Source organism: Streptomyces hyderabadensis (genome assembly GCF_020404845.1).
In the GTDB taxonomy this organism is placed as follows: Bacteria; Actinomycetota; Actinomycetes; order Streptomycetales; family Streptomycetaceae; genus Streptomyces; species Streptomyces hyderabadensis.
In genome coordinates this window covers 35,931-57,794 of record NZ_JAIOJZ010000040.1, presented here as the reverse complement: position 1 = coordinate 57,794, position 21,864 = coordinate 35,931, and the positions used below count along the sequence as shown (strand labels likewise).

The following is a 21,864-nucleotide window of genomic DNA, read 5'->3' as shown; positions in this document are numbered from 1 at the left end:
GTTCCCGCTGAGCACGTTCCCACTGAGCACGTTCCGCCGAGCACGTTCCTCCAGGGGGAGTCATGCGTCGTCTGTTCGCCGGCCTCACGGCCGTGTCCGTCCTGGCCGCCGCGACGGCGTGCGGCTCCTCCGGCGACTCCGGCGGGTCGGACGGGTCCGGCTCCTCCGGGGGCGCCACCGAGATCAAGGTGGGCCTCATCCCCATCGTCGACGTCGCGCCCCTGTACCTGGGTCAGCAGAAGGGGTTCTTCGAGGAGCAGGGCCTGAAGCTGTCCTTCTCCAGTGCGCAGGGCGGCGCGGCGATCGTGCCGGGCGTGGTCAGCGGCCAGTTCCAGTTCGGCTTCAGCAACATGACGTCCCTGCTGATCGCCCAGTCGAACGACGTGCCGGTGAAGGCGGTGGCCAACGGCATCGCCTCGACCGGTGAGGTGGGCGGGGACTTCGAGGCGCTCACCGTCAAGGGGGACAGCCCGCTGAAGTCGCCGAAGGAGCTGGAGGGCAAGAAGGTCGCCATCAACACGCTCAAGAACATCAACGAGACCGCGGTACGGGCCTCGGTGCGCAAGGCGGGCGGCGACCCGGACGAGGTGGAGCTGGTGGAGCTGGCCTTCGACCAGATGCCGGCCGCGCTGGACGCCGGGCGGATCGACGCGGCGATGGTGGTGGAGCCGGCGCTGGCCACGATCAAGAGCCAGGGCGGCCGGGAGATCGCCTCCCCCATGATCGACATCGCCCCGAAGCTCACGGTCGCCATGTACTTCACCTCCGCCGAGTACGCGCAGGAGCACCCCGAGGTGGTGAAGAAGTTCCAGGCGGCCACCGCCGAGTCCCTCGCGTACGCCGACGCCCACCCCGACGAGGTCCGCGAGATCGTCACCACGTACACGAAGATCCCGGCGGACGTGCTGGCGAAGGTGACCCTGCCGAAGTGGCCGGCCGAGCCCGACCGCGCGGGCGTCGAGGAGCTGGCGCGGCTCGGCGAGGCGGACGGCCTGTTCAAGCGGACGCCAAACCTGGACGAGCTGCTGCCGTGAGGGGTGCGAACGCCGCACTCGGTGCGGCCGGGCTCGCGGCCTTCCTCGCCCTGGGCGAGGCGGTGCCGCGGCTCGGCCTGGTCGGGGAGGAGTACTTCCCGCCCACCAGCCGCATCGCCGACGCGCTCGGCACGGAGGCCGCCGACGGCACCTTCTGGACGGCGCTGGGCGACACCCTGACCGGCTGGGCGCTGGGCCTGGCCGTGGCGGTCTGCGCGGGGATCGTCGTGGGCGTGCTGCTGTCCGTGGTGCCGTATCTGCGCGAGGCGACGGCGTCCACGATCGAGTTCCTGCGCCCGATCCCGTCGGTCGCGCTGATCCCGCTGGCCGTGCTGCTGTACGGCACCGAGCTGCGGTCGGTGCTGCTGCTGGTGGTGTACGCCTCCTTCTGGCAGGTGCTGATCCAGGTCCTGTACGGCGTGCGGGACGTCGACCCGGTCGCCGAGGAGACGGCACGCTCCTACGGCCTGGGCACCTGGGCGCGGATCCGGTACGTGCTGTGGCCGACCGCGCTGCCGTACGTCATGACCGGAGTGCGGCTGGCGGCGGCCGTGGCGCTGATCCTCGCCGTCACCGCCGAACTGGTCGTCGGGGCGCCGGGCCTCGGTGCCCGGATCGCCGTGGCGCAGACCTCGCAGGCGGTCCCCGAGATGTACGCGCTGATCGTCGTCACCGGGCTGCTGGGCCTGCTGATCAACGTCGGCGCGCGGGCGGTGGAGCGGCGGGCGCTGGCCTGGCACCAGTCGGTGCGCGGGGAGGTGGCGGTGTGAGGCGCCTGCTGCGGCGGCTGGTGTTCGCGCTGGCGCTGCCGGTGGTCCTGGTGGCCGTCTGGTGGGTCTCCTCGTCGGGCAGCGAGGACGTGTACTGGCCGCCGCTGCGGACGATCGTGTCGGCCTTCCCGGACGTGTGGACCGGCGAGCGGTGGCGCGGTGACGTGCTGCCCAGCGTGCTGCGGCTCGCCGCCGGTTACCTGCTCGCGGGCGTGGCCGGTGTCGCGCTCGGCACGCTGATCGGCTCCTACCGGCGGGTGCGGGCGGTGTGCGAACCGGTGCTGGAGTTCCTGCGCGCGGTGCCGCCGCCGGTGCTGGTGCCGGTGATCATGCTGTTCGCGGGCATCGGCGACACCATGAAGATCGTCGTCATCGCGAGCGGATGTGTCTGGCCGGTGCTGCTCAACACGGTCGAGGGGGTGCGGGCGGTGGACACCGTGACGGCCGAGACGGCCCGCTCCTACGGCATCACGGGCGCGGCACGGCTGCGGCACGTGGTGCTGCCCTCGGCGAGCCCGCAGGTCTTCGCGGGGCTGCGCCAGGCGCTGTCCGTCGGCATCATCCTCATGGTGATCAGCGAGATGTTCGCCGCCAGCAACGGGCTGGGCTTCACCGTCGTGCAGTTCCAGCGTTCCTTCGCGATCCCCGACATGTGGACCGGCATCCTGCTGCTCGGTCTGCTCGGGTTCGTGCTGTCGGTCCTCTTCCAGCTGGTCGAGCGGCGGGCGCTCGGCTGGTACCACGGCCTGCGCGCCGCCGCCCGGCGGTCCCGGTGAACCCGCGCCCGGCAACTCGTGTCTCGTGAAAGGGCGGTCCATGCTCGACGTACGCGGCCTGAAGAAGGTGTACGAGGGTCCGGGGCGGCGGGTCGAGGCGGTGCGCGATCTGACCTTCACCGTGGCGGCCGGCGAACTGGTGTGCCTGGTCGGCCCGTCCGGGTGCGGCAAGACGACGCTGCTGAAGTGCGTGGGCGGACTGCTCGAACCGACGGCGGGCGAGGTGTTCCTGGCCGGCCGCCGGGTGGCCGGCCCGCCGCCCGGGATGGCGTTCGTCTTCCAGGAGTACGGGCGCAGCCTGTTCCCGTGGATGCGGGTCGGCGCGAACGTCGAACTGCCCCTGAGGCAGAAGGGCCTGGGCAGGGCGCGGCGCGGGGAGCTGGTCGCGGACGCCCTCGCGTCGGTCGGGCTCGCGGACGCCGCCGGGGCCTACCCCTGGCAGTTGTCCGGCGGCATGCAGCAGCGGGTGGCCATCGCGCGGGCGCTGGCGTACGAGCCCGAGGTGCTGCTGATGGACGAGCCGTTCGCGGCGGTGGACGCGCAGACCCGCGCCGACCTGGAGGACCTGGTGCGGGCGCTGTGGCGGGAGCGGGGCATCACGGTCCTGTTCGTCACCCATGACATCGACGAGGCCGTCTACCTGGGGCAGCGGGTGATCGTGCTGTCCGCCTCCCCCACCGTCGTACAGGAGCAGCTCCGGGTCGACCTGCCGGACGGGCGGGACCAGGTGCACACCCGGGTGGCGCCGCGCTTCGCGGAGTTGCGCACCCGTGTGTACGAGCAGATCCAGGCGGCGAAGCGCTCGGCGGCGGGGGCGCCGCTGAAGGAGCCGCGGCGGGCGGACGCCCCGCCCCCGCACTGAGCACGGGTCACTCGGCGGCGGGGACGACCCTCAGGTGGGCGGCGGCACGGCGGGCGCGCGGCAGCCGCTGGCCGGTGCGGCGCGGCTCCCGCAGGACCAGCGTCAGCCGGGTGTAGCCCAGCTCCTGGAGCGCCCCGGGCGTTTCGACCACGACCCGGCACTCGGTGGTGCCCCGGCGCGGGTCGGGGTGGTGCAGCGGCCGTACGGCGCCGTCGTGGTCGACGGCCCGCGCGCCGACCGCGCGGACCCAGTGCGGCAGGCCCTGGCGGTAGGCGGCCTCCATGATCGGGTCCTGCGCGATGTCCCGGCGGACGGCCTGCAGGCCGGGGTCGTGGCCGTACCGCTCCAGGGTGGCGGCGAAGTGCGCCAGCATGGGCAGGCACCAGCTCGACTCGTGCTCGCCGAGGACCGTGGCGGCGTCCGGGTGGAAGAGGACGAACCGGAGGAAGTTGTCGTCCGGCATGGCCGTCGGGTGCGATCCGACGCCCTGGAAGAGTGTCCGGAAGGCGCCGTTGGCCAGCACCACGTCCCAGCGGTGGTCGACGACGAAGGAGGGAAAGGGGACGGCCTCCAGGAGCGCGGTGTAGTCCTGGAGATAGGCCTGGGCCTCGGGGGTCGCGGGGGCGGGCCGCGGCGCCGACCGCTGCCCTCCTACCTGAAATGCCATCGGGAGGTCACCCCTCTTGCCTATGCGGCCTTCTCGCGGCGTCCCGCATCCTGGCGCCCCGACGCGCGGCGTGTCAACTATCGTGGCATTTCGTGCCTGTTGACGGCTGAAATAGGCCACAGTTGTGGCGATGCCTGGATGTGAGTTCGAGCGGCAGGCTACTCTCCGGGCAGTTCACGGCACCTGCTTGTGAGAAGCCTGTGAGGCCTGAGAGACGTAGGAGAGCTGTCGGTGACGGGTGGCTTCGAAGGTCCGGGCACCATGCCGACCACCACGCTGACCGCCGTCGTCGCCCGGGTCGGCGCACTCGCGGACCGGCTCGGCGTGCCGCACCCCGAGGTCTTCGACGTCGGCCGGCTCTCCGCCGCCTGCGGCGTCCCCGAGGCCGTCGTCGCGGCCCTGCTCGGCGGGCGGCCGGCGGGTGAGCCCGATGTCCAGACCAGGTTCGTGCAGCGCCTGGACCTGCTGCGGCGCACCCGGCTGAAGCCGAACGGCCGCAGGTACACCCAGCAGGAGATAGCCGACGGCGCCGGGATGTCCCGGCAGCAGGCCGGCGCCCTCATCAACGGCGACCGGCGCCCCACCATGGAGCACTGCGACGCCATCCAGCGCTTCTTCCGGGTGCACGCCGGGTTCCTCACCGCCGAGGACCCCGAAGCGCTCGCGGGCGCCCTCCAGCGCACCGAGCAGGAGTTGCTCCAGCAGCTCGCCGACCGGGAGCGGGAGGCGGCCTCGGCCGCCGACGACCCGCTGGAGCGGCTGCTCCAGGACCACGGCGTGCGCGGCATCGCCTGGCGGGCCGCGCAGTTGCCCACCGACCAGCACCGCGACAAGGTCGCCGAATGGCTGGACATGCTCCTGGAGAGCGTCAAGCGGCCCGAGTCGTAGGGCACTCGGGCCCGGCTGCGGACGGGATTGTCAGTGGTGGGCGGCAAGCTGGGAGGGTGCCGCCGCCGTGCGGGGGCGCGTGACCGCCGACGTCGTTGTGGGGAGAGCCGACCGATGACCACCGCCGTACTGACCGACCGCGAGCGCACCGCCGTTCAGGCCTATCTGCGGCTCCTGCACACCGTGCGGGCCGGTTTCGACACCGGGGCGGGGCCGGGCGGCCCTCCCCGGCCGCCGGTCGTCCCGCCGTCGGTGCTGGCCGAGGCGGAGCAGGCGCTGCGCGCCGCGGGACTGACGGGGAACGAGGAGGCGTTCTTCCGGCTGCTGCGGGACTGGTGCCCGCGTCCCTGACGGACGCGGGCGGCCCGGTCGCCGTCAGGTGCGCGGGACCGCGATCGCCGTGGTCACCAGGCCGTCCCGGGCGGTCCAGCGGCCGTCGAAGCGGCTCAGGCGCCGGCCCGCCACGGTCGGGCCCGGCACCAGGAGGGCGGCGTGCAGGGTGCCGCGGCGCGGGTCGGCCGGGTCGACGGAGATCTCGATGTCCGCCTCGGCGAAGTCCAGCCACTTCCCGGTCAGGGGGAACCACGCCTTGTAGACCGACTCCTTGGCGCTGAACAGCAGCCGGTCCCAGTGGACGCCGGGCCGCGCCTCGTCCAGTCGCCGCAGGCGGGCCGCCTCGGCGGGCAGCGCGATGGCCTTCAGCACGCCGTCGGGGAGCGCCCCGTCGGGTTCGGCGTCGATGCCGAGGGAGGCCAGGTCGGACAGGCGGACCAGGGCGGCGGCACAGTATCCGTCGCAGTGGGTCATGCTGCCGGTGAGGCCGTCCGGCCAGCGCGGGGCCCCGCGTTCCCCGGTCAGCACGGGCTGCGCGGGTACGCCGAGCTTCTCCATCGCCCGGCGGGCACAGGAGCGCACGACGGTGAACTCCCGGCGCCGCTTGGCGACCGCCCGGGCGACGATCGCCTCCTCCTCGGGGTAGAGGGGCAGGTGACCGGCGTCGTCGTGTCCGAAGGCCTCCACGGTGACGACCGTGTCGGGCAGCAGTTCCTCGATCAACGGGTCACCTCCTGGCGCGACGCCGCCGTGGACGCCTGCGCCGACGGCAGGATGCGGCGCAGTCGCCCGGGGTCTCCGGGCCGCTTGCGCCACTCGCGGGGATAGCCCACCGACACCTCCTCGAAGCGGACCCCCTCGTGCCAGGTGGTGCGCGGGATGTGCAGGTGACCGTAGACCATGGTGTCCACGCGGAACCTGCGGTGCCAGTCGGCGGTCAGCGTGGTGCCGCACCACATGGCGAACTCGGGGTACCACAGGATCTCGGTGGGGTGCCGGTGCAGCGGATAGTGGTTGACGGGGATCGTCGGCAGGTCCGCGGGGATCTCGGCGAGCCTGCGCCCGGTCTCCTCGACCCGCGCCCGGCACCAGGCCTCACGGCTGGGATAGGGGTCGGGGTGCAGCAGGTACTCGTCGCTGCACACGACGCCGGTGCCCCGTGCGTACTGAAGGCCCTCGGCCTTGGTCGCGCTCCCCGCCGGCAGGAACGAGTAGTCGTAGAGCAGGAAGAGCGGCGCGACGACCGCCGGGCCGCCCGCGCCCTCCCACACCGGGTAGGGGTCCTCGGGGGTGGTCACGCCCAGTTCGCGGCACATCGCGACCAGGTGCTCGTAGCGGGCGACACCGCGCAGGTCGACCTCGTCCTTGGGGTGCGTCCACAGTTCGTGGTTGCCCGGCACCCAGACGACCCGCCGGAAGCGGTCCGCGAGCCGCCCCAGCGCCCAGCGGATGTCGGCGACGGTCTCCGCCACGTCGCCGGCCACCAGGAGCCAGTCGTCGTCGGACTCGGGGCGCATCCGCTCGACCAGGGCCCGGTTCTCCTCGTACCCGATGTGCAGATCGCTGATGGCCCACAGCTTCCCCGGAGCATCGGCCCTCGACGTCATCCCCCACCCCTTCCAGACACCCGTTCGACGCCACGAGATCACATCCCCGCCCGGGTCACAAGGCGGCCCGGTCCCGCCGCGCCGGGCCCGGGGCCGCCCGCACCCGGCCGTCCCGACGCGTCCGTGTGACGCTCGTTGCGTCCGGGGCCGCGCGTACCCCTATGATCGCCCCAACACCACCGCCACGACTCTCCTTTCGCGCAGAGCGGCTCGGTGTCCCTCCAAACCCCTGGCCGGGCACGGCCCGCTCCGCCCTGCCCGCGAAACCCCGGAAGGCGGCTTGCATGGCTTCTCCCGTACGCGTCTGGCTCAACCGCACGTACGCGGAGAACGTCTTCTTCATGGATCAGCTGCGCCGAAATCCCGCCGACCGGGCCGTCGAGATCCATGCCACGCACGGCGATCCGGACTCCCCCGTGCTGGCCGCCGCGGACACCGCCGAGCTGGAGCCGGAGGGGCTGTCCCCCGCCGGGTACGTCGAGTACGCGCTGGACCAGTGCGCGCGGCGCGCCATCGACGTCTTCGTGCCCCGGCTGTACCAGTCGGCGCTCGTGGCGCACCGCGCCGAGTTCGAGGCGGTGGGCACCGCCCTGCTCGCGCCGCCCCCGGAGGCGGTGGCCGTCTTCCGGGACAAGGTGATCGCCTACGAGGCGGTCCGGGCGATCGGCGTTCCGGTGCCGCCGTGGTGGCGGGTGCGCACGGCCGACGAACTGGTCCGCGCGGTGGAGGAACTGGAGGCGGGCGGCCACCGAGCGTGCTTCAAACCGGCGTCCGGCGCGGGCGGCGTGGGCTTCCGTACGGTCACCCGGGACTCCTTCTCGCTCGCGCACCTGAGCGGCTTCCCGAGCCCGTCCGTGCCGCTGCCGCTGGTCGTCGAGGCGCTGCGGGCGGCCGAGGAGCCGGTGGACTGGCTGGTGATGCCGCGTCTGGAGCAGCCGGAGGTCTCGGTGGACTGCCTCACCGGGCCCGACAACCGGGTCCGCCTCGCCGTGGGCCGCACCAAGCACGGCCGCCGCCGCGGGTTCACCCTGCACGAGCAGTGGCTGGCACCGGCGCGGCGGATCGCCGAGGCCTTCGGGCTGCACCACCTGTCCAACGTGCAGTTCCGGATGTACGGCGACCGGCCGGTCCTGATGGACGTCAACACCCGCCCGGCCGGCGGGCTGCACCAGCTGGCCCTGTGCGGCGTCAACGTGCCGTGGGCGGCGGTCCGGCTGGCGCTCGGCGACGACCCGGGCGAGCTGGAGCCGCCGTTCCTCGGGCAGGACTACGCCGTGGTGGCGGGGCCGCGTCCGCTGCGCCCGGTGTCCGTGCCGCACCAGCGTACGGACCTCCCCGCCGCCGCGACGCCGGCGACCGCCCCCGCACCGGCGCAGGCGGCGGCCGCCTCCGCGCCGGTGGGACTCACCTGAGGTAGGCCAGGCCCGGGTGCACCGCCCGGTAGCCGTCGACGAGGCGGTGGGCGACGTCCACCGAATCGACGAGGGGGTGCAGGGCGAAGGCGCGGACCGCGGTCGCGCGGGAGCCGGTCTCGGCCGCGGCCAGGACGTCGCGCTCGACGGCCTTGACCGCGCAGACCAGACCGGTGGCGTGGTCCGGCAGCGGGTCTGCGGCCAGCGGGTGGGCGCCGTTCGCGTCGACCAGGCAGGGGACCTCGATCACCGCGTCGGGGTCGAGGACGGACAGCGTGCCGCGGTTGCGGACGTTGAGGATGAGGGTGGTGCGTTCGTCGCGGGCGACGGCCCGCATCAGTGCCAGCGCCACCTTCTCGTAGCCGCCGGACAGGTCTTCGGCCTCGCGCTCGCCCGCGCCCGCCGTCTCACGGTTCTCGGCCATGTAGGTGGCCTCGCGCTCGGCGCGGGTGCGGTCCCAGGCGGCCAGGGCGGGGGTGCCGGGGCGGCGCATCTCGTCGTAGAAGCGGGCCTGCTGGTCGCGCAGGAACGCGCCGCGGGTGCGGTCGGCCTCCTGGTGGGCGCGGACGGTCTCCCGGTTGAAGTAGTAGTAGTGCAGGTACTCGTTGGGGACCGCGCCGAGGGAGCGCAGCCACTCGGGGCCGAAGAGCCGGCCCTCCTCGAAGGAGCCGAGCAGCGCCGGGTCGGCCAGCAGCCGCGGCAGTTGGTCGCGTCCGCCGACGCGCAGGCCGCGCAGCCAGCCGAGGTGGTTGAGGCCGACGTAGTCGACGAAGGCGTGCTGCGGGTCGGCGCCCAGGACGCGGGCGACCCGCCGGCCGAGCCCGACCGGCGAGTCGCAGATGCCGACGACCCGGTCGCCGAGGTGCCGGGACATGGCCTCGGTGACCAGTCCCGCCGGGTTGGTGAAGTTGATGACCCAGGCGTCCGGCGCCAGCCGGGCCACCCGGCGGGCGATGTCGACGGCGACCGGGACGGTGCGCAGCCCGTACGCGATGCCGCCCGCGCCGACCGTCTCCTGGCCGAGGACGCCCTCGGCGAGCGCCACCCGTTCGTCGTCGGCGCGTCCCTGGAGGCCGCCGACGCGGATCGCGGAGAAGACGAAGTCGGCGCCGCGCAGGGCCTCGTCGAGGTCGGTCGTGGCGGTGACCGCCGGCGCGTCGGGCACCCCGGCCGCCTGCTCCGCCAGCACCCGGGTCACCGCCGACAGCCGGGCCGCGTCCAGGTCGTGCAGGACGACCTCGCTCACCCGCCCCTCGGCGTGGTCCCCGAGGAGCGCCCCGTACACGAGCGGCACCCGGAATCCGCCGCCGCCCAGCATCGTCAGCCTCACGTCCGCACCCTTCCGTCGCCCGCGGCCGCACTCCGGTCCGGCGTCGATCATGGCACGGCCTGGCCCACCGGGTGGTGACCCGCCTGCACCGGGGCTCCGTTCAGTCGTTGCCGAACAGGGTCCGCACGAAGTACTGCGTGTCGAAGAACTCCCGCATGGCCTTGATCCGCCCGTCCTGGAGGGTGAACACCGACACGATGTTCGCCTCGTAGGGCAGGCCGGAACGGGAGGCGGCACGCGCCACGCAGTCGAGCACGACCGTGTCGCCCTCGGCCACGACCTGGGAGATCTCGATGGTGTAGGGCACCTCCGTGGAGAACAGCTCCATCAGCGGCAGCATGAACTTGTTGAGGATCTCGTCCATGCCGACCCAGCTCCCGGCCAGCGCGTGCTCGCCGGGGATGCGGAACTCGGCGTCCTCCCAGAGGGTCGCCCCTATGGCCTCGGCGTCCCGCTCGTCGATGGCCTTGAGGTAGGCGAGGACGACGCTCTTGGCATCCGTTGACGTCATGACTGCTCCCGTTGTTGGGGTGGTTGACGACAGAGTGCGGGCACCGGCGGCTCGACGGGACCGCGGCACTGCGTTCGCACCGGGCCGGGCCCTGGATCGCCGCGCTCCCTCCACTCTCCGGGCCGACGTGTACGCACGGGAGCCCTGGGACGAACGCGGCCTGACCCTTCGGAGGCTACACCGGCCCGATCACTCGGTATTCAGCCAGAACTCACCGACTCCCCGTCGTGGAACAGGCAATTGCCAAGAAGAGTTCGGCCGGAGAGAGGACAATGAGCGCGGGCGCCGGAAGCGGTACCGACCGACCGCAACGCCGGCGACGCACCGCCCGGCTCGTCGAGGTTCATCAGTCGTGTCTCATGGCAAAGGCGTAGTGCGCCTTCTTCGCCCCGACGGCGAAGCGGGCGTGGCCGTACAGGGTGTACGTAGCAGCCTTACCAGCATTGTTAGTAACACTTGTTTTAGGGCATCACGATGGTTAGGGTTGCCCTACCAGCCCGGCCGGATCGGCCTCCGGCGGACTGGCAAACGTCACACACGGGGTCCGCTTCCGCCTTCGGGCGTCAGCGGGTGACACACATGGGGAGACACCGCCTTGGACCAGGCCTGCACACCGACCTTCTCAGCGGCATTCGTCTGCCCGCACTCCGCTCCGCCTGTCAACGGCGCCAGGAGCCCACGGGGAACATCCTGCGGAAACGGTAATTCCGCCCACTAGCCCCTCACCAGTACCGCCTGTTCACCAGGGCGGCCCTCTCCGCGCCCGGCACCCGCCTCGGCCCGGACATCCCCCCACGCGCCTCTTCGGCCTGCCGCGGCGCCTGGGAGATCAACATGCTCAATTGAATTCTCAACCGCGACACCAACCTGCTGATCCTGATTCAGTCAATTGAGGAGCAGTCATGTGGTTTCGAATACTCGGACCATTGGAAGTCCTCGACGGCAATCGGCCCCTCGCCCTGGGCGGGACCAAACAGCGCGCCACCCTTGGTTACCTGCTCCTCAACGCCAACCGCGTGGTCCCGACCCGGGAACTCCTCAGCGCACTGTGGCCGGAGGGAACACCGCCCACAACGGCCCGCAAGATCCTCCAGAACGCGGTGTGGGGTCTTCGCGGATCCCTCTCGGCCCACGGCACCAACCGCCAGAGCGGGCTGCTGCTCACGAAGGCACCCGGATACGTCATGCAGGTGGAACGCGACCAGGTCGACCTGCACCTGTTCCACCGCCGGATACAAGAGGGGCGCACCGCCCTCGAGTCCGGCTCCCCGGCCCAGGCCGCGGCCATCCTGCACGACGCCCTGTCGCTGTGGCAGGGACAGGCCATGTCCGACCTGGTCGAGAGCGGGATCAACTGGCCGGAGCTGGAGGCGGCGGAAAGCGCCCGCCTCGACGCGATGGAGGACTACTTCGAGGCCGAACTGCGCTGCGGGCGGCATCAGTCCGCGCTCGGCGCACTGGAGTCGATGGTCGAGGCCCAGCCGCTGCGCGAGCGGCTGTGCGGGCAGCTGATGCTGGCCCTGTACCGGTGCGGTCGGCAGGCGGACGCGCTGAACGTCTACACCCGCGTCCGGGCGTCCCTGATCGAGGACCTCGGCCTGGAGCCGCGACGCGAGCTGCAGTCGCTGCAGCAGGCGATCCTGACCCAGGACTCCACGCTGTCACCGCCCGAGGCCCCGTCACCGGCGCTGGAGCTGGTACGGACGGGTGCGGGGCACTCCGAGTCCCTGACGCCCGCCCGGTCAGCGCGGCAGCCGTGGGCGACCGCGGCCCCGGAGCCCGCGGGGGTGCGCGAGAACCCGGTCCCGGAGCCCGTGGAGCACGGCTCGGGTCTGTCCGCCGACGTGCCCGCCCTCGCGACCCGCGTACGCGCGCCGGCCCAGCGCACCGCCTCGGCGAGCCGACGCCGCCCGGTGAGTGTCCTGTTAATCCGGACCGGACTCCAGTCGTCCGCGGGAGGCAGGCGGCCGAAGGGCACCGACGAACTGCACGACCGCCTGACGGGGCGCATCCGGGACCTGGTGGGCGACCTGGGCGGATCGGTGATCAGCTCGATAGGAGCCACCCAGCTCGCCGTGTTCGGACCCGGGCACGACGACGACCGCCACGCGGAACGGGCCGTGCGCGCCGCCCTGGCCGTCCGGGACGAGTTCCACTCCGCCCCCGCGGTCACCCCGCTCGACCGCGCCGCCCGGCGCACCGGGGAGGCCACGGTGTACGCCGCGGTGTCCACGGGCGAGGCGCTGCTGCGCTACGAGGGCGCCGGTGCCGTCCGCTCGGCGGACGGTGCGCTGCTCGACGAGTGCCAGGCCCTGCTGTCCCAGGCCTCCGCGGGGGAGGTTCTGGTCTGCGGGAACACCCGGCAGCTGACCGCGTCGGAGCATTCCTTCGTGTCCGTCGGCGACTCACCGCAGGCGTGGAAGGTGAACCGGGCACCCGCCCGCGCCCAACGGCCGCCGGCGACGGCGAGCGTGGTGGACAGCGAGATCGAACTCGACGTCCTGCGGGGCATGCTGGAGCGCGTCCGGCGCCGCGAGACCCCCCACGTCGTCACGATCGTCGGAGAACCCGGCATCGGGAAGAGCAGACTGCTCAAGGAGTTCGAGCGGCGCGCCATGGGGCAGCCGATCGCCACGTGGTTCCTGGCGCCCGCCGGATCGGAACGGGGCCGGCGGCCGGCCGGTGTCGCCCAGCCGTTCCAGCTGCGCAAGAGCCCGCTCTTCGATCCCTACGGGAACGAGACGCTGGAGTTCGATCTGACGCGGTCGCTGGAGTCCGGCGAGAACCTCCTGGAGAGGATCGCGCTGGAGTGCCCCTTGATCATGTTCGTCGATGATCTGCACGACGCGGACAACACGCTGCTGGACTTCGTCGGCCGGATGAGCAGTGAGATGCCCCAGGTCCCGTTGTTCATCGTGGCCACGGCGCGGCCCCAGCTCTTCGACCGGCGTCCGGGCTGGGGCGGTGGAACGCCCCAGTTCACCACGATGTCCATCGATCCGCCGGTGGCGTCCTGGCGGACGCCGGCCGGTCCCGCGGCCGCACCCGCCAACCGGCCGCTTCCCGGCCTCGCCGACTGCACGCCCTGACCGCCTCTCCCCCGCGCCACAGGGAGGGGGGCCAGGGGCCGGCCACCGAACCTGTCCCTCGGCTCAGTGGTGCAGCCCCTTCTTCCCGGGTGTCCAGAACGGCTTGACCTTGATCTGCATGCGAGGCCACTTGCGCACATGGACGAGGTGGTCCCGGACCGCCTGGCAGGTACGCGCCTCGCCGGCGACGTAGGCCATGCCGGCCTCTTCGGGGAGGTCCAGGTCCGACACCGCGCCGAGCAGGGCCTTCGAGGAGACGGGGGACGCGCCCTTCCGATGCACGCGTCCCAGGACGTGCGGTCCCGGCACGGGCACCTCGTCCTCGGGGGACTCGCTCTCCAGCACCCCGTACACCCGCGCCTCGTCCCCGAGCGCCCTGATCATGGGCCCGAACGCGGCGGACGCGGTCTCCTCGCCGACGAACACGTGGTACGGAGCGTCCGCCCGGAGGTCGAAGTCGCCCAACGGCCCCCAGAACGAGACCTCTTCGCCGGGCTCCACGTCACGGACCCAGCGCAGTCCGATACCCTCGCCGTCGTAGAGATGCGCCCGGATCTCCACCTCTCGCCCGTCGGCCGACTGGTCCCAGACCGAGTAGGTGCGCAGGGTCTCGCCCGGACGCAGGATCCCGTACAGCGACAGGGGGTCGTTGATCTGGATCCGCAGGTGCCGACCGGGCGGCACGACCGTTCCCCTCAGCCCGTCGGCGGCGATCCTGATGCGCTTCATCGTCGGGGTCACCAGTCCCGTGTCGGTGACGACCCCCTCCGTCCGCTGCTTGGCGAAGATGTGTTCCAGGGGGTTGAGTGACGGGCGCCGCGCGGGCTTCACCGTACCGTCCGACATGAGGACTCCTTCTCCCCGGCGCGTCGATCAGCCGCTCAGTCTCTTGCACCCGGCCTCTTGCGCACCGCGACTGTGGACTATGCGTCGATTACTCATTAATGTTTGACGCCATGACTTAGATTACTGCCACTAACCAACCATAGCTTGCCTATCATGTCAATGACTGGAAGTGAGGACAGAAGATGCCGCAGCAGACGTCAAGCAGCCGCGTGCAGAAGCGGCGGCAAGCCACCCTGCTGGAGATCCGCAGCACGGCCCGCCAACTCCTGCGCGAGCACGGCCCGACGGGCGTGACGGTCAACGCCGTGGCCCGCGAGATGGGCATGAGCGGCCCCGCCGTGTACCGCTACTACCCCAGTCATGACGCGCTGGTCGAGGCAGTGATCGCGGACTTCTACCAGGAGTTGACGACGACGATGCACGCGGCGCGGGACGCCTGCCCGCCCGGACAGCCCGGCAGACGGCTCACCGCCACCTGTCGCTCGATGCGGGCCTGGGCCATCCAGCACCCCGGCGAGTTCAGCTGGATGTTCGCCAGCCCGGTCGACGCGGCGGCCCGCACCGACGCCGAGTCGCCGCGGCTGCGCGCCGGGCAGCAGTTCGAGAAGGTCTTCCTCGACCAGTTCGTCGACATCTGGGAGCAGAACCCCGTCCCGGCCCGGCCGTTCAAGGACCTGGACCCCTCACTGCAGCGGCAGATCCTCGCGTACGCGAAGCGGTCCGACAGTCCGCTGCCGCCCGAGGCACTGCACCAGTTCCTGACGAGCTGGATCAGGCTCTACGGCCTGCTGTGCATGGAAGTCCTCCACCAACTGGACTTCGCCTACTCCGACCTGGAGCCGGTCTTCGAGGAGACCCTGCGGGAGCTGTGCGCCATGCACCACCTGGAGTACGACCCCCCGCAGGCGTCGTAGCGGCGGCCCGGCCGGCACCGGCCGGGCCGCCGCCGGGCGTCAACGCCGCCCGGGCGCGGGGAAGTGGCCGACGCGCACGAAGAAGTCGACGTACCTGCGGAAGAGTTCCTCGGTGAGCGGCGGGCACTCCACGCCGGTGCCGACCAGGGCCGCCTCCGTGGAGGCCGTGTCGATGCCCGCCGCGGTCTCGTCGCCGGACAGGGCGATCGCCTCGAAGGCGTCGAAGAGCGGCAGCATGGCGTTGTCCCGGTCCGCCCGCACCCGGGCGCGCCAGGCGGAGTGGTCCAGCTCCTCGATCGCGTAGCCGTACGCCCGCAGGTACTCCACGCACCCGCGGAAGGTCGCTCCGCTCTGGTTGAAGAGGTGGAAGGTCTGGCCGGTCGCCTCCTTCTTCCGGGACAGGGCGACGATCGCCGCGCTCACGTAGTCGACCGGCACGAAGTGCACGCTCCCGCCCAGGCCTTCGGGCGCCGCGCCCGCCTGGACCAGGCCCTTGAGGCTGAGCCACACGAAGTCACTGGTCTGGCAGGCGCCCCGGACCCGGTCGCCCGAGATGACGTCCGCCCGGTGGACGGTGACCGGCAGTCCGCGTGCCACGGCGAGGGCCGCGATCTGCTCCGCCACCCACTTGCTCTGCACGTAGCCGGTGGGCTGCGACTCCACCGGCGCGGTCGGGTCCTGGGGCCCGCGGGGCGCGCCGCCGGGCTCCCCGCCGGCGAAGACGCCGGTGGTCGACACGTAGTGGACGGGCACCGACCGGTGCCGGGCGGCCAGCCGCAGCACCTCGACGGTGCCGGACACGTTGGGCGCCTTCAGCTCGGTGTACGGATAGAGCCAGTTGACGGTCGCGCCGGCGTGGTAGACGGCGTCCACCCGCCTGGCCAGGGTGTCGAAGTCCGCCTCGTCGAGCCCGAGGCGCGGGGCGGCGAGGTCGCCGACGACCACCGAGAGGCGGTCGGGGTCGATCTCGTCCCACACCTGGTACCACTCCAGGCTCGTCCTCAGCCGCTCCCGCGCCGCCCGTTCGTCGGCGCCGCGGACGAGGCAGTGCACCCGGCCGTGGCCCGAGCGCATCAGGTCACGGAGCAGGAAGGCGCCGAGGAAGCCGGTGGCGCCCGTCAGCAGCACCTCCTGCGGGTCCGTGACCTCGTAGGACACCTCCGGCGCGGGGACGATGTCGGCGGGCAGCTCGATCTCGGCCGCGAAGTCGACCTCGTCGTGCGGTGCGACGACCTGCTCCCCGAGCCGCTCCAGCAGGACGTTGCGCAGGAAGGCCGCGAGTTCGGCCGGAGTGGGCCGGTCGAAGACCACCGTGGCCGGGAGCCGGCAGCCGGTGGTGGCGATCAGCTGGTTGCGCAGCTCCACGGAGGTGAGCGAGTCGAAGCCCAGCTCGGTGAACCGCTGTTTCGGCCGGATGCCGTCGACGCTCGTGTGCCCGAGCACGGTGGCGGTCTCGGCCAGGACCAGGTCGAGCACGCGGCGCAGTTGTTCCTTCTCGTCGAGTCCGGTCAGCCGCCCGAGCAGGTTGTCGAAGCCGTTGTCGACGTTCTGGGCCGCGCGGCGCACCGGTGTGCGCAGCAGTCCCCGTAGCACGGCCGGTATCTGTGCGGGCCGTTCGCGCAGGGTCGCCGCGTCCAGCGGCATGCCCACCAGGGCCGGTGTGCCCAGCCGCAGCGCGATGTCGAGCATGGCCTGGCCCTGTTCCTGCCCGATGGGCCGGAAGCCGCCTCGCGCGATGCGGTTGAGGTCCGCCTCGTCCAGGTGGCCGGTCATGCCGCTGTCCTGGGTCCACACGCCCCAGGCCACCGAGGTCGCGGCGAGTCCCGCGGCGGCGCGGTGCTCGGCCAGGGCGTCGAGGAAGACGTTGGCGGCCGCGTAGTTGGACTGTCCGGCGCCGCCGATCACACCGGCGACGGAGGAGAAGAGGACGAACGCCGTCAGGTCGAGGTCGCGGGTGAGGTCGTGCAGGTGCCACGCGGCGTCGACCTTGGGACGCATCACGGTGTCGAGCCGCTCGGGCGTCTGGTCCGGCACCAGCCCGTCGTCCAGCACACCGGCCGTGTGCAGGACGCCGGTCAGCGGGCGGTCCGCGGGCACACCGGCCAGCAGGTCCGCCAGCGCCTGCCGGTCGGCGATGTCGCACGCGGCGATGTCCACCTCGGCACCGAGCGCGGTCAGTTCCCGGCGCAGCGCCTGCGCCCCGGGCGCGTCCGGACCGCGTCGGCTCACCAGCAGCAGCCGCGCCACCCCGTGCTCGACGACGAGCCGGCGGGCGAACAGGGCGCCCAGGGAGCCGGTACCACCGGTGATCAGGACCGTTCCGTCGGGCCGCCACCGGTTGCGGTCGGCGGCCGGGTCCTGGGCGGGGGCCGACGGCGCGACACGGCGCAGCCCGGGGACGAGGATCCGGCCCTTCCTGATCGCCGTCTGCGCCTCCTGCGACGCGAGGACCGCCGGCAGCGCGGCCCCGGAGCGCGGGTCGTCGTCGAGGTCGGCCAGCACGATCCGGCCGGGTGCCTCCGACTGCGCCGAGCGCAGCAGCCCCCACAGCGCGGCGGCGGCCGGCTCCGCCGCCCCCTCCCCCAGCGGGCTCATCGCACCCCGGGTCGCCACCACGAGCCGGGTGGCCAGCCCTTCCTGCGCCAGCCATTCCTGGAGCAGCGCCAGCATCCGGTGCGCGTCCGCGCGCACCGCGCCGGGGACGTCCGCCCCGGACGCCGGCTGCCGGTTTTCGGTGAGGTCGAGGAGCAGCGCGTCCACCGGCTCGCCGGCGCCCACGACGGCGGGTACGTCGGCGAAGCGGCGGGCGCCGGGCACGGTGATGCCCCGGCTGCCGCCGAGGATGCCCCAGCGCGGCGAGCCGGTGTCGTCCGGGGTGCCGTGCAGCGGCTTCCAGACCATCTCGAACAGGGCGTCGTAGCCGTGCTTGAGCGCCGGGCCGAGCGTCCGGGTGGTCACCGCGCGCGGGGTGACCCGCTCGGCGCTGAGCACGGGGCGCCCGGCGCGGTCCGCCACCAGCAGGGTGTAGCCGTCCGCGACCCGGTCGAGCCGGACCCGCAGGGCGGCGGCTCCGGTGGCGTGCAGGCGCACCCCGCGCCAGTCGGCGACCGGCGAGTGACCGGCGGCGGGCTCCCCGGCCAGCTCGACGACCCGGGCGGCCATGTCCAGCAGCGCCGGGTGCAGCCCGAAGTACGGGCAGCCGGCCTGCAGTCGCTCGGGCAGGCTCACCTCCGCGAACAGGCTCTCGCCCAGCCGCCAGGCAGAGGTGCGGCCCTCGGGCGCCGGGCCGTTCTCGGCACCGTCCGCAACCGGGAGGGCGGAGCCGTCGCCCGGGGTGATCTCCTCGGCGCCGGGCGGCGGCCATTCCGGCAGGCCCGGCCCGTCGGCCGTCTCCAGGGTGCTGCCCAGGAGGCCCGAGGCGTGGACCGTCCAGAGCGTGTCGGCGGCGTCGGTGCGCGCCGAGACGGTGACGGTGCGGCGGCCGGTGTCGTCCCGGGCGCCGACCCGTACCTGTATCTGGAGCCCGCCCGTCTCGGGCAGCACCAGCGGGGTGGCGAGGGTGAGTTCCTCCAGCAGTGTGCAGCCCGTCTCGTCGCCCGCCCGGACGGCGAGTTCGACGAGGACCGAGGACGGCACGACGTCGAGGCCGAGGGCGCCGTGTCCGGCGATCCAGGGGTGGGTGAGCCGGGAGATCCGCCCGGTGAGCAGGACCTCGTCCCCGTCCGCCACCGGCACCGCGGCGCCCAGGATCGCGTGCCCGGCACCGGCGAGCCCGAGACTCGCCGCGTCCCCCGTGACGGCCTGCTCGTCGAGCCAGTACCGCTTGCGCTGGAAGGCGTAGGTCGGCAGGTCCACCCGGCGGGCGCCCGTGCCGGCCAGGGCGCCGGCCCAGTCGACGTCCACGCCCTGCACCCAGACCTCGGCCAGCGAGGTCAGGAACCGGCCCAGGCCGCCCTCGTCCCGGCGCAGGGTCCCCGCCACGACGACCGGAACCTCGGCCCGGACCACGCTCTCCAGCGTCTCCTGGACGCTCGTGGACAGCACCGGGTGCGCACTGACCTCGATGAACGTCCCGAAGCCCGCGGCGGCCAGCGACTCGACGGCGGGCTGGAAGCGCACCGTCCGGCGCAGGTTCCGGTACCAGTACCCGGCGTCCATCGTGGAGGTGTCCAGCCACTCCCCGGTGGTCGTCGAGAAGAGCGGCACGCTGGAGGCCGTCGGCCGCAGTCCGGCGAGCACCCGGGCCAGTTCGTCCTCGATCCGCTCCACGTGCCAGGTGTGCGAGGCGTAGTCCACCGCGATCCGCCGGGCCCGTACGCCCTCCGCCTCGCACTCCGCGAGGAGTTCGTCCAGCGCGTCCGGGTCGCCCGCCACCACGACGGACGCGGGGCCGTTCAGCGCGGCGACCTCCAGGCGGCCCGGGTACCGCGCCAGCCGGGCCTCGACGTCCGCAGCCGACCGGGCCACGGACACCATCCCGCCCCCGCCGGCCAGTCCGGCCGCGATCGCCTGCGACCGCAGCGCCACCACGCGGGCCCCGTCCGCCAGGGTCAGCGCACCGGCCACGCACGCGGCCGCGATCTCGCCCTGCGAGTGGCCGACCACCGCGGCCGGTTCCACTCCGTAGGAGCGCCACAGGGCCGCCAGCGACACCATCACCGCCCAGGACACCGGTTGCACCACGTCGACGCGGTCCAGCGTCGGCGCGCCCGGCGCCCGGCGGAGCACGGCCTCCAGGTCCCAGTCGACGAACTCGGCCAGCTCCCGGCCGCACGCCTCCATCCGGTCGGCGAACACCGGCGACGTGTCCAGCAGTTCCACCGCCATGCCCGCCCACTGCGTGCCCTGTCCGGGCAGCACGAACACCGCCCGTCCTGCGGCGGCCGAGGCGGTGCCCTTCACCACTCCCGGTGCGGACTCGCCGCGGGACAGCGCGCCCAGGCCGGCCACCAGCTCTTCGCGGGAACCGCCGGTGACGACCGCGCGGTCCTCGAGCACCGCGCGGGTCGACACCAGTGACCAGGCCACGTCCCGGGGTTCCGGGGCGTCGTCGGCCGCCACGGCCGCCAGCAGCCGCGCCGCCTGGCCCCGCAGGCCCTCCGGTGAACGCCCCGACACCACCCACGGCACCACCGGCAGCGCGGAGGCGGGGTCCGGCTCCGGCTCCGCGGCGGTCTCCTCGGGAACCTGCTCCAGCACCAGGTGCGCGTTCGTCCCGCTCACGCCGAAGGAGGAGACGGCGGCCCGGCGCGGCGCCCCCGTCTCGGGCCAGGGCCTGGCCTCGGTGAGCAGCTCCACCGCACCCGAGTCCCAGTCGACCTGCGGTGTCGGGGCGTCCACGTGCAGCGTCTTCGGCAGCACCCCGCGCCGCATCGCCTCCACCATCTTGATCACACCGCCCACCCCGGCGGCGGCGACGCTGTGCCCGATGTTGGACTTCAGCGACCCCAGGTACAGCGGACGCCCCTCCCGGCGCTGCTGCCCGTACGTCGCCAGCAGCGCCTGCGCCTCGATCGGATCACCCAGCCGCGTCCCCGTCCCGTGCGCCTCCACCACGTCCACATCCGCGTACGACAGCCCCGCACTGCCCAACGCCTCCCGGATCACCCGCTCCTGCGAAGGACCGTTCGGAGCCGTCAGACCGTTCGACGCACCGTCCTGGTTCACCGCCGAACCCCGCACCACCGCCAGCACCCGGTGCCCCAGCCGACGCGCGTCCGACAACCGCTCCAGCAGCACCAGACCCGCACCCTCCGACCAGGCGGTGCCGTCGGCGGCGGCGGCGAACGACTTGCACCGCCCGTCGGCGGCGAGACCGCGCTGCCGGGCGAAGTCGATGAGGCCGCCGGGGTCGCAGCTGACCGTCACCCCGCCGGCGACGGCCAGGGTCGACTCCCCGGACCGCAGCGACCGGATCGCCGAGTGCATCGCGACGAGGGAGGAGGAGCAGGCCGTGTCGAGCGACACCGCGGGCCCCTCGAAGCCGTACGTGTAGGAGATCCGGCCCGAGGCGACGCTGCTGAGCTTGCTGGTCATGAGGTAGCCCTCGAACTCCTCGGGCGCGTTGAGCCCGAGGTAGCTCTCCTCGACGATGCCGACGAACACGCCGGTCCGGCTGCCCTTGAGCGTGGTGACGTCCAGTCGCGCGTGCTCGAACAGCTCCCAGGAGACCTCCAGCAGCAGCCGCTGCTGCGGGTCCATCGCCACGGCCTCGCGCGGCGAGATGCCGAAGAATCCCGGGTCGAACAGGGGGGCGGCGTGCACGAAGCCCGCCTCCACCGAGTAGCTCTTCTCCTTGATCCGCTCGATGTCCCAGCCCCGGTCGTGCGGCAGTTCCGTGACCGCGTCCGTCCCCTGGTCGACCAGGTTCCACAGATCGGCCGGCGAGGCGACGTCGCCGGGATAGCGGCAGGCCATGCCCACGATGGCGACGGGCTCCTCGTCGGCCGCCTCCCGCTCGGCCAGCCGCCTGCGGGTCTCCTGGAGGTCGGACGTCACCCGCTTGAGGTAGTCGACAAGCTTGTCTTCATTGGACATCGACTCGGTATGCCTTTCAGGAAGTCTGGTCATCGGTCGGCGGGCCGGAGAGTTCCGTGTCGATGAGGGCGAACAGCTCGTCCACCGACGCGGACTCGATCCGGGCCGTCGGCGCCGGCTCGTCCGGGTGGGCGGTGCCCTCCGCCGGGGTGCCGAGCCTGGACGCCATGGCCTGCAGGCGGCGCCGCACCATGTTCCGGTGCCGCTCGTCCTCGGAGACCGCCGCGAGCATGGCGTCGATGCGGTCCAGTTCGGAAAGGACCCGCGCGGAGACGTCGGCCTCGGCCG

At 73.0% G+C, this 21,864-nt stretch carries 16 protein-coding genes; 9 read left to right on the top strand and 7 right to left on the bottom strand.

The window, feature by feature from the left end:
* Positions 1-62: 62 nt before the first annotated feature.
* Genes K7854_RS26610 through K7854_RS26595 form a run of 4 tightly spaced genes read left to right on the top strand, consistent with a single transcriptional unit; the run spans position 63 to position 3,442 of the window.
* Entirely contained in the window at positions 63-1,034 is a 972-nt protein-coding gene (locus K7854_RS26610; RefSeq protein ID WP_226029072.1) for an ABC transporter substrate-binding protein, read from the top strand.
* Entirely contained in the window at positions 1,031-1,804 is a 774-nt protein-coding gene (locus K7854_RS26605; RefSeq protein WP_226029071.1) for an ABC transporter permease, read from the top strand. Before K7854_RS26610 ends, K7854_RS26605 begins: the two co-directional genes overlap by 4 nt.
* Positions 1,801-2,580 carry an ABC transporter permease gene (locus K7854_RS26600; protein ID WP_226029070.1) on the top strand — a complete coding sequence of 260 codons (780 nt, stop codon included), beginning with the start codon at positions 1,801-1,803 and terminating at the stop codon, positions 2,578-2,580. The genes K7854_RS26605 and K7854_RS26600 overlap by 4 nt, the downstream gene beginning before the upstream one ends.
* Positions 2,581-2,620: 40 nt before the next feature.
* Positions 2,621-3,442, top strand: a complete 822-nt coding sequence (locus tag K7854_RS26595; RefSeq protein WP_226029069.1) for an ABC transporter ATP-binding protein — start codon at positions 2,621-2,623, stop codon at positions 3,440-3,442.
* A 7-nt stretch (positions 3,443-3,449) separates the two neighbouring features.
* On the opposite strand, the gene K7854_RS26590 is transcribed toward K7854_RS26595, so the two are convergent.
* Positions 3,450-4,109 (bottom strand): MmyB family transcriptional regulator, encoded by a 660-nt coding sequence (locus K7854_RS26590; RefSeq protein ID WP_226029068.1) that lies wholly within the window; start codon positions 4,107-4,109, stop codon positions 3,450-3,452.
* A 231-nt stretch (positions 4,110-4,340) separates the two neighbouring features.
* Between K7854_RS26590 and K7854_RS26585 the strand changes: the two genes are divergently transcribed.
* On the top strand, positions 4,341-4,997 hold the full coding sequence (locus tag K7854_RS26585; RefSeq protein ID WP_226029067.1) for a helix-turn-helix domain-containing protein: 657 nt from the start codon (positions 4,341-4,343) through the stop codon (positions 4,995-4,997).
* Positions 4,998-5,111: 114 nt separating this feature from the next.
* Positions 5,112-5,348, top strand: coding sequence for a hypothetical protein (locus K7854_RS26580; protein WP_226029066.1), 237 nt, complete (start codon positions 5,112-5,114; stop codon positions 5,346-5,348).
* Positions 5,349-5,372: 24 nt separating this feature from the next.
* On the opposite strand, the gene K7854_RS26575 is transcribed toward K7854_RS26580, so the two are convergent.
* Positions 5,373-6,053: a 4'-phosphopantetheinyl transferase family protein gene (locus K7854_RS26575; protein ID WP_226029065.1), complete on the bottom strand. Its 681-nt coding sequence runs from the start codon at positions 6,051-6,053 to the stop codon at positions 5,373-5,375.
* Complete coding sequence (locus tag K7854_RS26570; RefSeq protein ID WP_226029064.1) at positions 6,050-6,937, bottom strand: metallophosphoesterase family protein; 888 nt, start codon at positions 6,935-6,937, stop codon at positions 6,050-6,052. The genes K7854_RS26575 and K7854_RS26570 overlap by 4 nt, the downstream gene beginning before the upstream one ends.
* Positions 6,938-7,221: 284 nt before the next feature.
* Here K7854_RS26570 and K7854_RS26565 point away from each other — a divergent pair, with 284 nt between their 5' ends.
* The gene (locus tag K7854_RS26565; protein WP_226029063.1) at positions 7,222-8,349 is read left to right on the top strand and encodes an ATP-grasp domain-containing protein; all 1,128 of its coding nucleotides are present in this window, start codon (positions 7,222-7,224) and stop codon (positions 8,347-8,349) included.
* On the opposite strand, the gene K7854_RS26560 is transcribed toward K7854_RS26565, so the two are convergent.
* A complete protein-coding gene (locus tag K7854_RS26560; protein WP_226029062.1) occupies positions 8,342-9,679 on the bottom strand; it encodes a 6-phospho-beta-glucosidase in 1,338 nt (445 codons plus the stop codon). The genes K7854_RS26565 and K7854_RS26560 overlap by 8 nt on opposite strands.
* A 100-nt stretch (positions 9,680-9,779) precedes the next feature.
* Entirely contained in the window at positions 9,780-10,190 is a 411-nt protein-coding gene (locus K7854_RS26555) for a nuclear transport factor 2 family protein (protein WP_226029061.1), read from the bottom strand.
* Positions 10,191-11,092: 902 nt separating this feature from the next.
* On the opposite strand from K7854_RS26555, the gene K7854_RS26550 reads away from it, so the two are divergent.
* Positions 11,093-13,279: an ATP-binding protein gene (locus tag K7854_RS26550; RefSeq protein ID WP_226029060.1), complete on the top strand. Its 2,187-nt coding sequence runs from the start codon at positions 11,093-11,095 to the stop codon at positions 13,277-13,279.
* 63 nt (positions 13,280-13,342) lie between these two features.
* On the opposite strand, the gene K7854_RS26545 is transcribed toward K7854_RS26550, so the two are convergent.
* Entirely contained in the window at positions 13,343-14,125 is a 783-nt protein-coding gene (locus tag K7854_RS26545; protein ID WP_226029059.1) for a siderophore-interacting protein, read from the bottom strand.
* Between the two features lie 182 nt (positions 14,126-14,307).
* Here K7854_RS26545 and K7854_RS26540 point away from each other — a divergent pair, with 182 nt between their 5' ends.
* A complete protein-coding gene (locus K7854_RS26540) occupies positions 14,308-15,039 on the top strand; it encodes a TetR/AcrR family transcriptional regulator (protein ID WP_226029058.1) in 732 nt (243 codons plus the stop codon).
* A 39-nt stretch (positions 15,040-15,078) separates the two neighbouring features.
* Here K7854_RS26540 and K7854_RS26535 read toward each other — a convergent pair whose 3' ends face one another.
* Entirely contained in the window at positions 15,079-21,576 is a 6,498-nt protein-coding gene (locus K7854_RS26535) for a type I polyketide synthase (RefSeq protein ID WP_226029057.1), read from the bottom strand.
* Positions 21,577-21,864: the final 288 nt, after the last annotated feature.

Bases quoted from the DNA above. Each gene is read 5' to 3' on its own strand.
- K7854_RS26610 (WP_226029072.1), top strand. From the start codon at position 63: ATGCGTCGTCTGTTCGCCGGCCTCACGGCCGTGTCCGTCCTGGCCGCC.
- K7854_RS26595 (WP_226029069.1), top strand. From the start codon at position 2,621: ATGCTCGACGTACGCGGCCTGAAGAAGGTGTACGAGGGTCCGGGGCGG.
- K7854_RS26590 (WP_226029068.1), bottom strand. From the start codon at position 4,109: ATGGCATTTCAGGTAGGAGGGCAGCGGTCGGCGCCGCGGCCCGCCCCC.
- K7854_RS26580 (WP_226029066.1), top strand. From the start codon at position 5,112: ATGACCACCGCCGTACTGACCGACCGCGAGCGCACCGCCGTTCAGGCC.
- K7854_RS26570 (WP_226029064.1), bottom strand. From the start codon at position 6,937: ATGACGTCGAGGGCCGATGCTCCGGGGAAGCTGTGGGCCATCAGCGAT.
- K7854_RS26565 (WP_226029063.1), top strand. From the start codon at position 7,222: ATGGCTTCTCCCGTACGCGTCTGGCTCAACCGCACGTACGCGGAGAAC.
- K7854_RS26555 (WP_226029061.1), bottom strand. From the start codon at position 10,190: ATGACGTCAACGGATGCCAAGAGCGTCGTCCTCGCCTACCTCAAGGCC.
- K7854_RS26550 (WP_226029060.1), top strand. From the start codon at position 11,093: ATGTGGTTTCGAATACTCGGACCATTGGAAGTCCTCGACGGCAATCGG.
- K7854_RS26545 (WP_226029059.1), bottom strand. From the start codon at position 14,125: ATGTCGGACGGTACGGTGAAGCCCGCGCGGCGCCCGTCACTCAACCCC.
- K7854_RS26540 (WP_226029058.1), top strand. From the start codon at position 14,308: ATGCCGCAGCAGACGTCAAGCAGCCGCGTGCAGAAGCGGCGGCAAGCC.
- K7854_RS26535 (WP_226029057.1), bottom strand. From the start codon at position 21,576: ATGTCCAATGAAGACAAGCTTGTCGACTACCTCAAGCGGGTGACGTCC.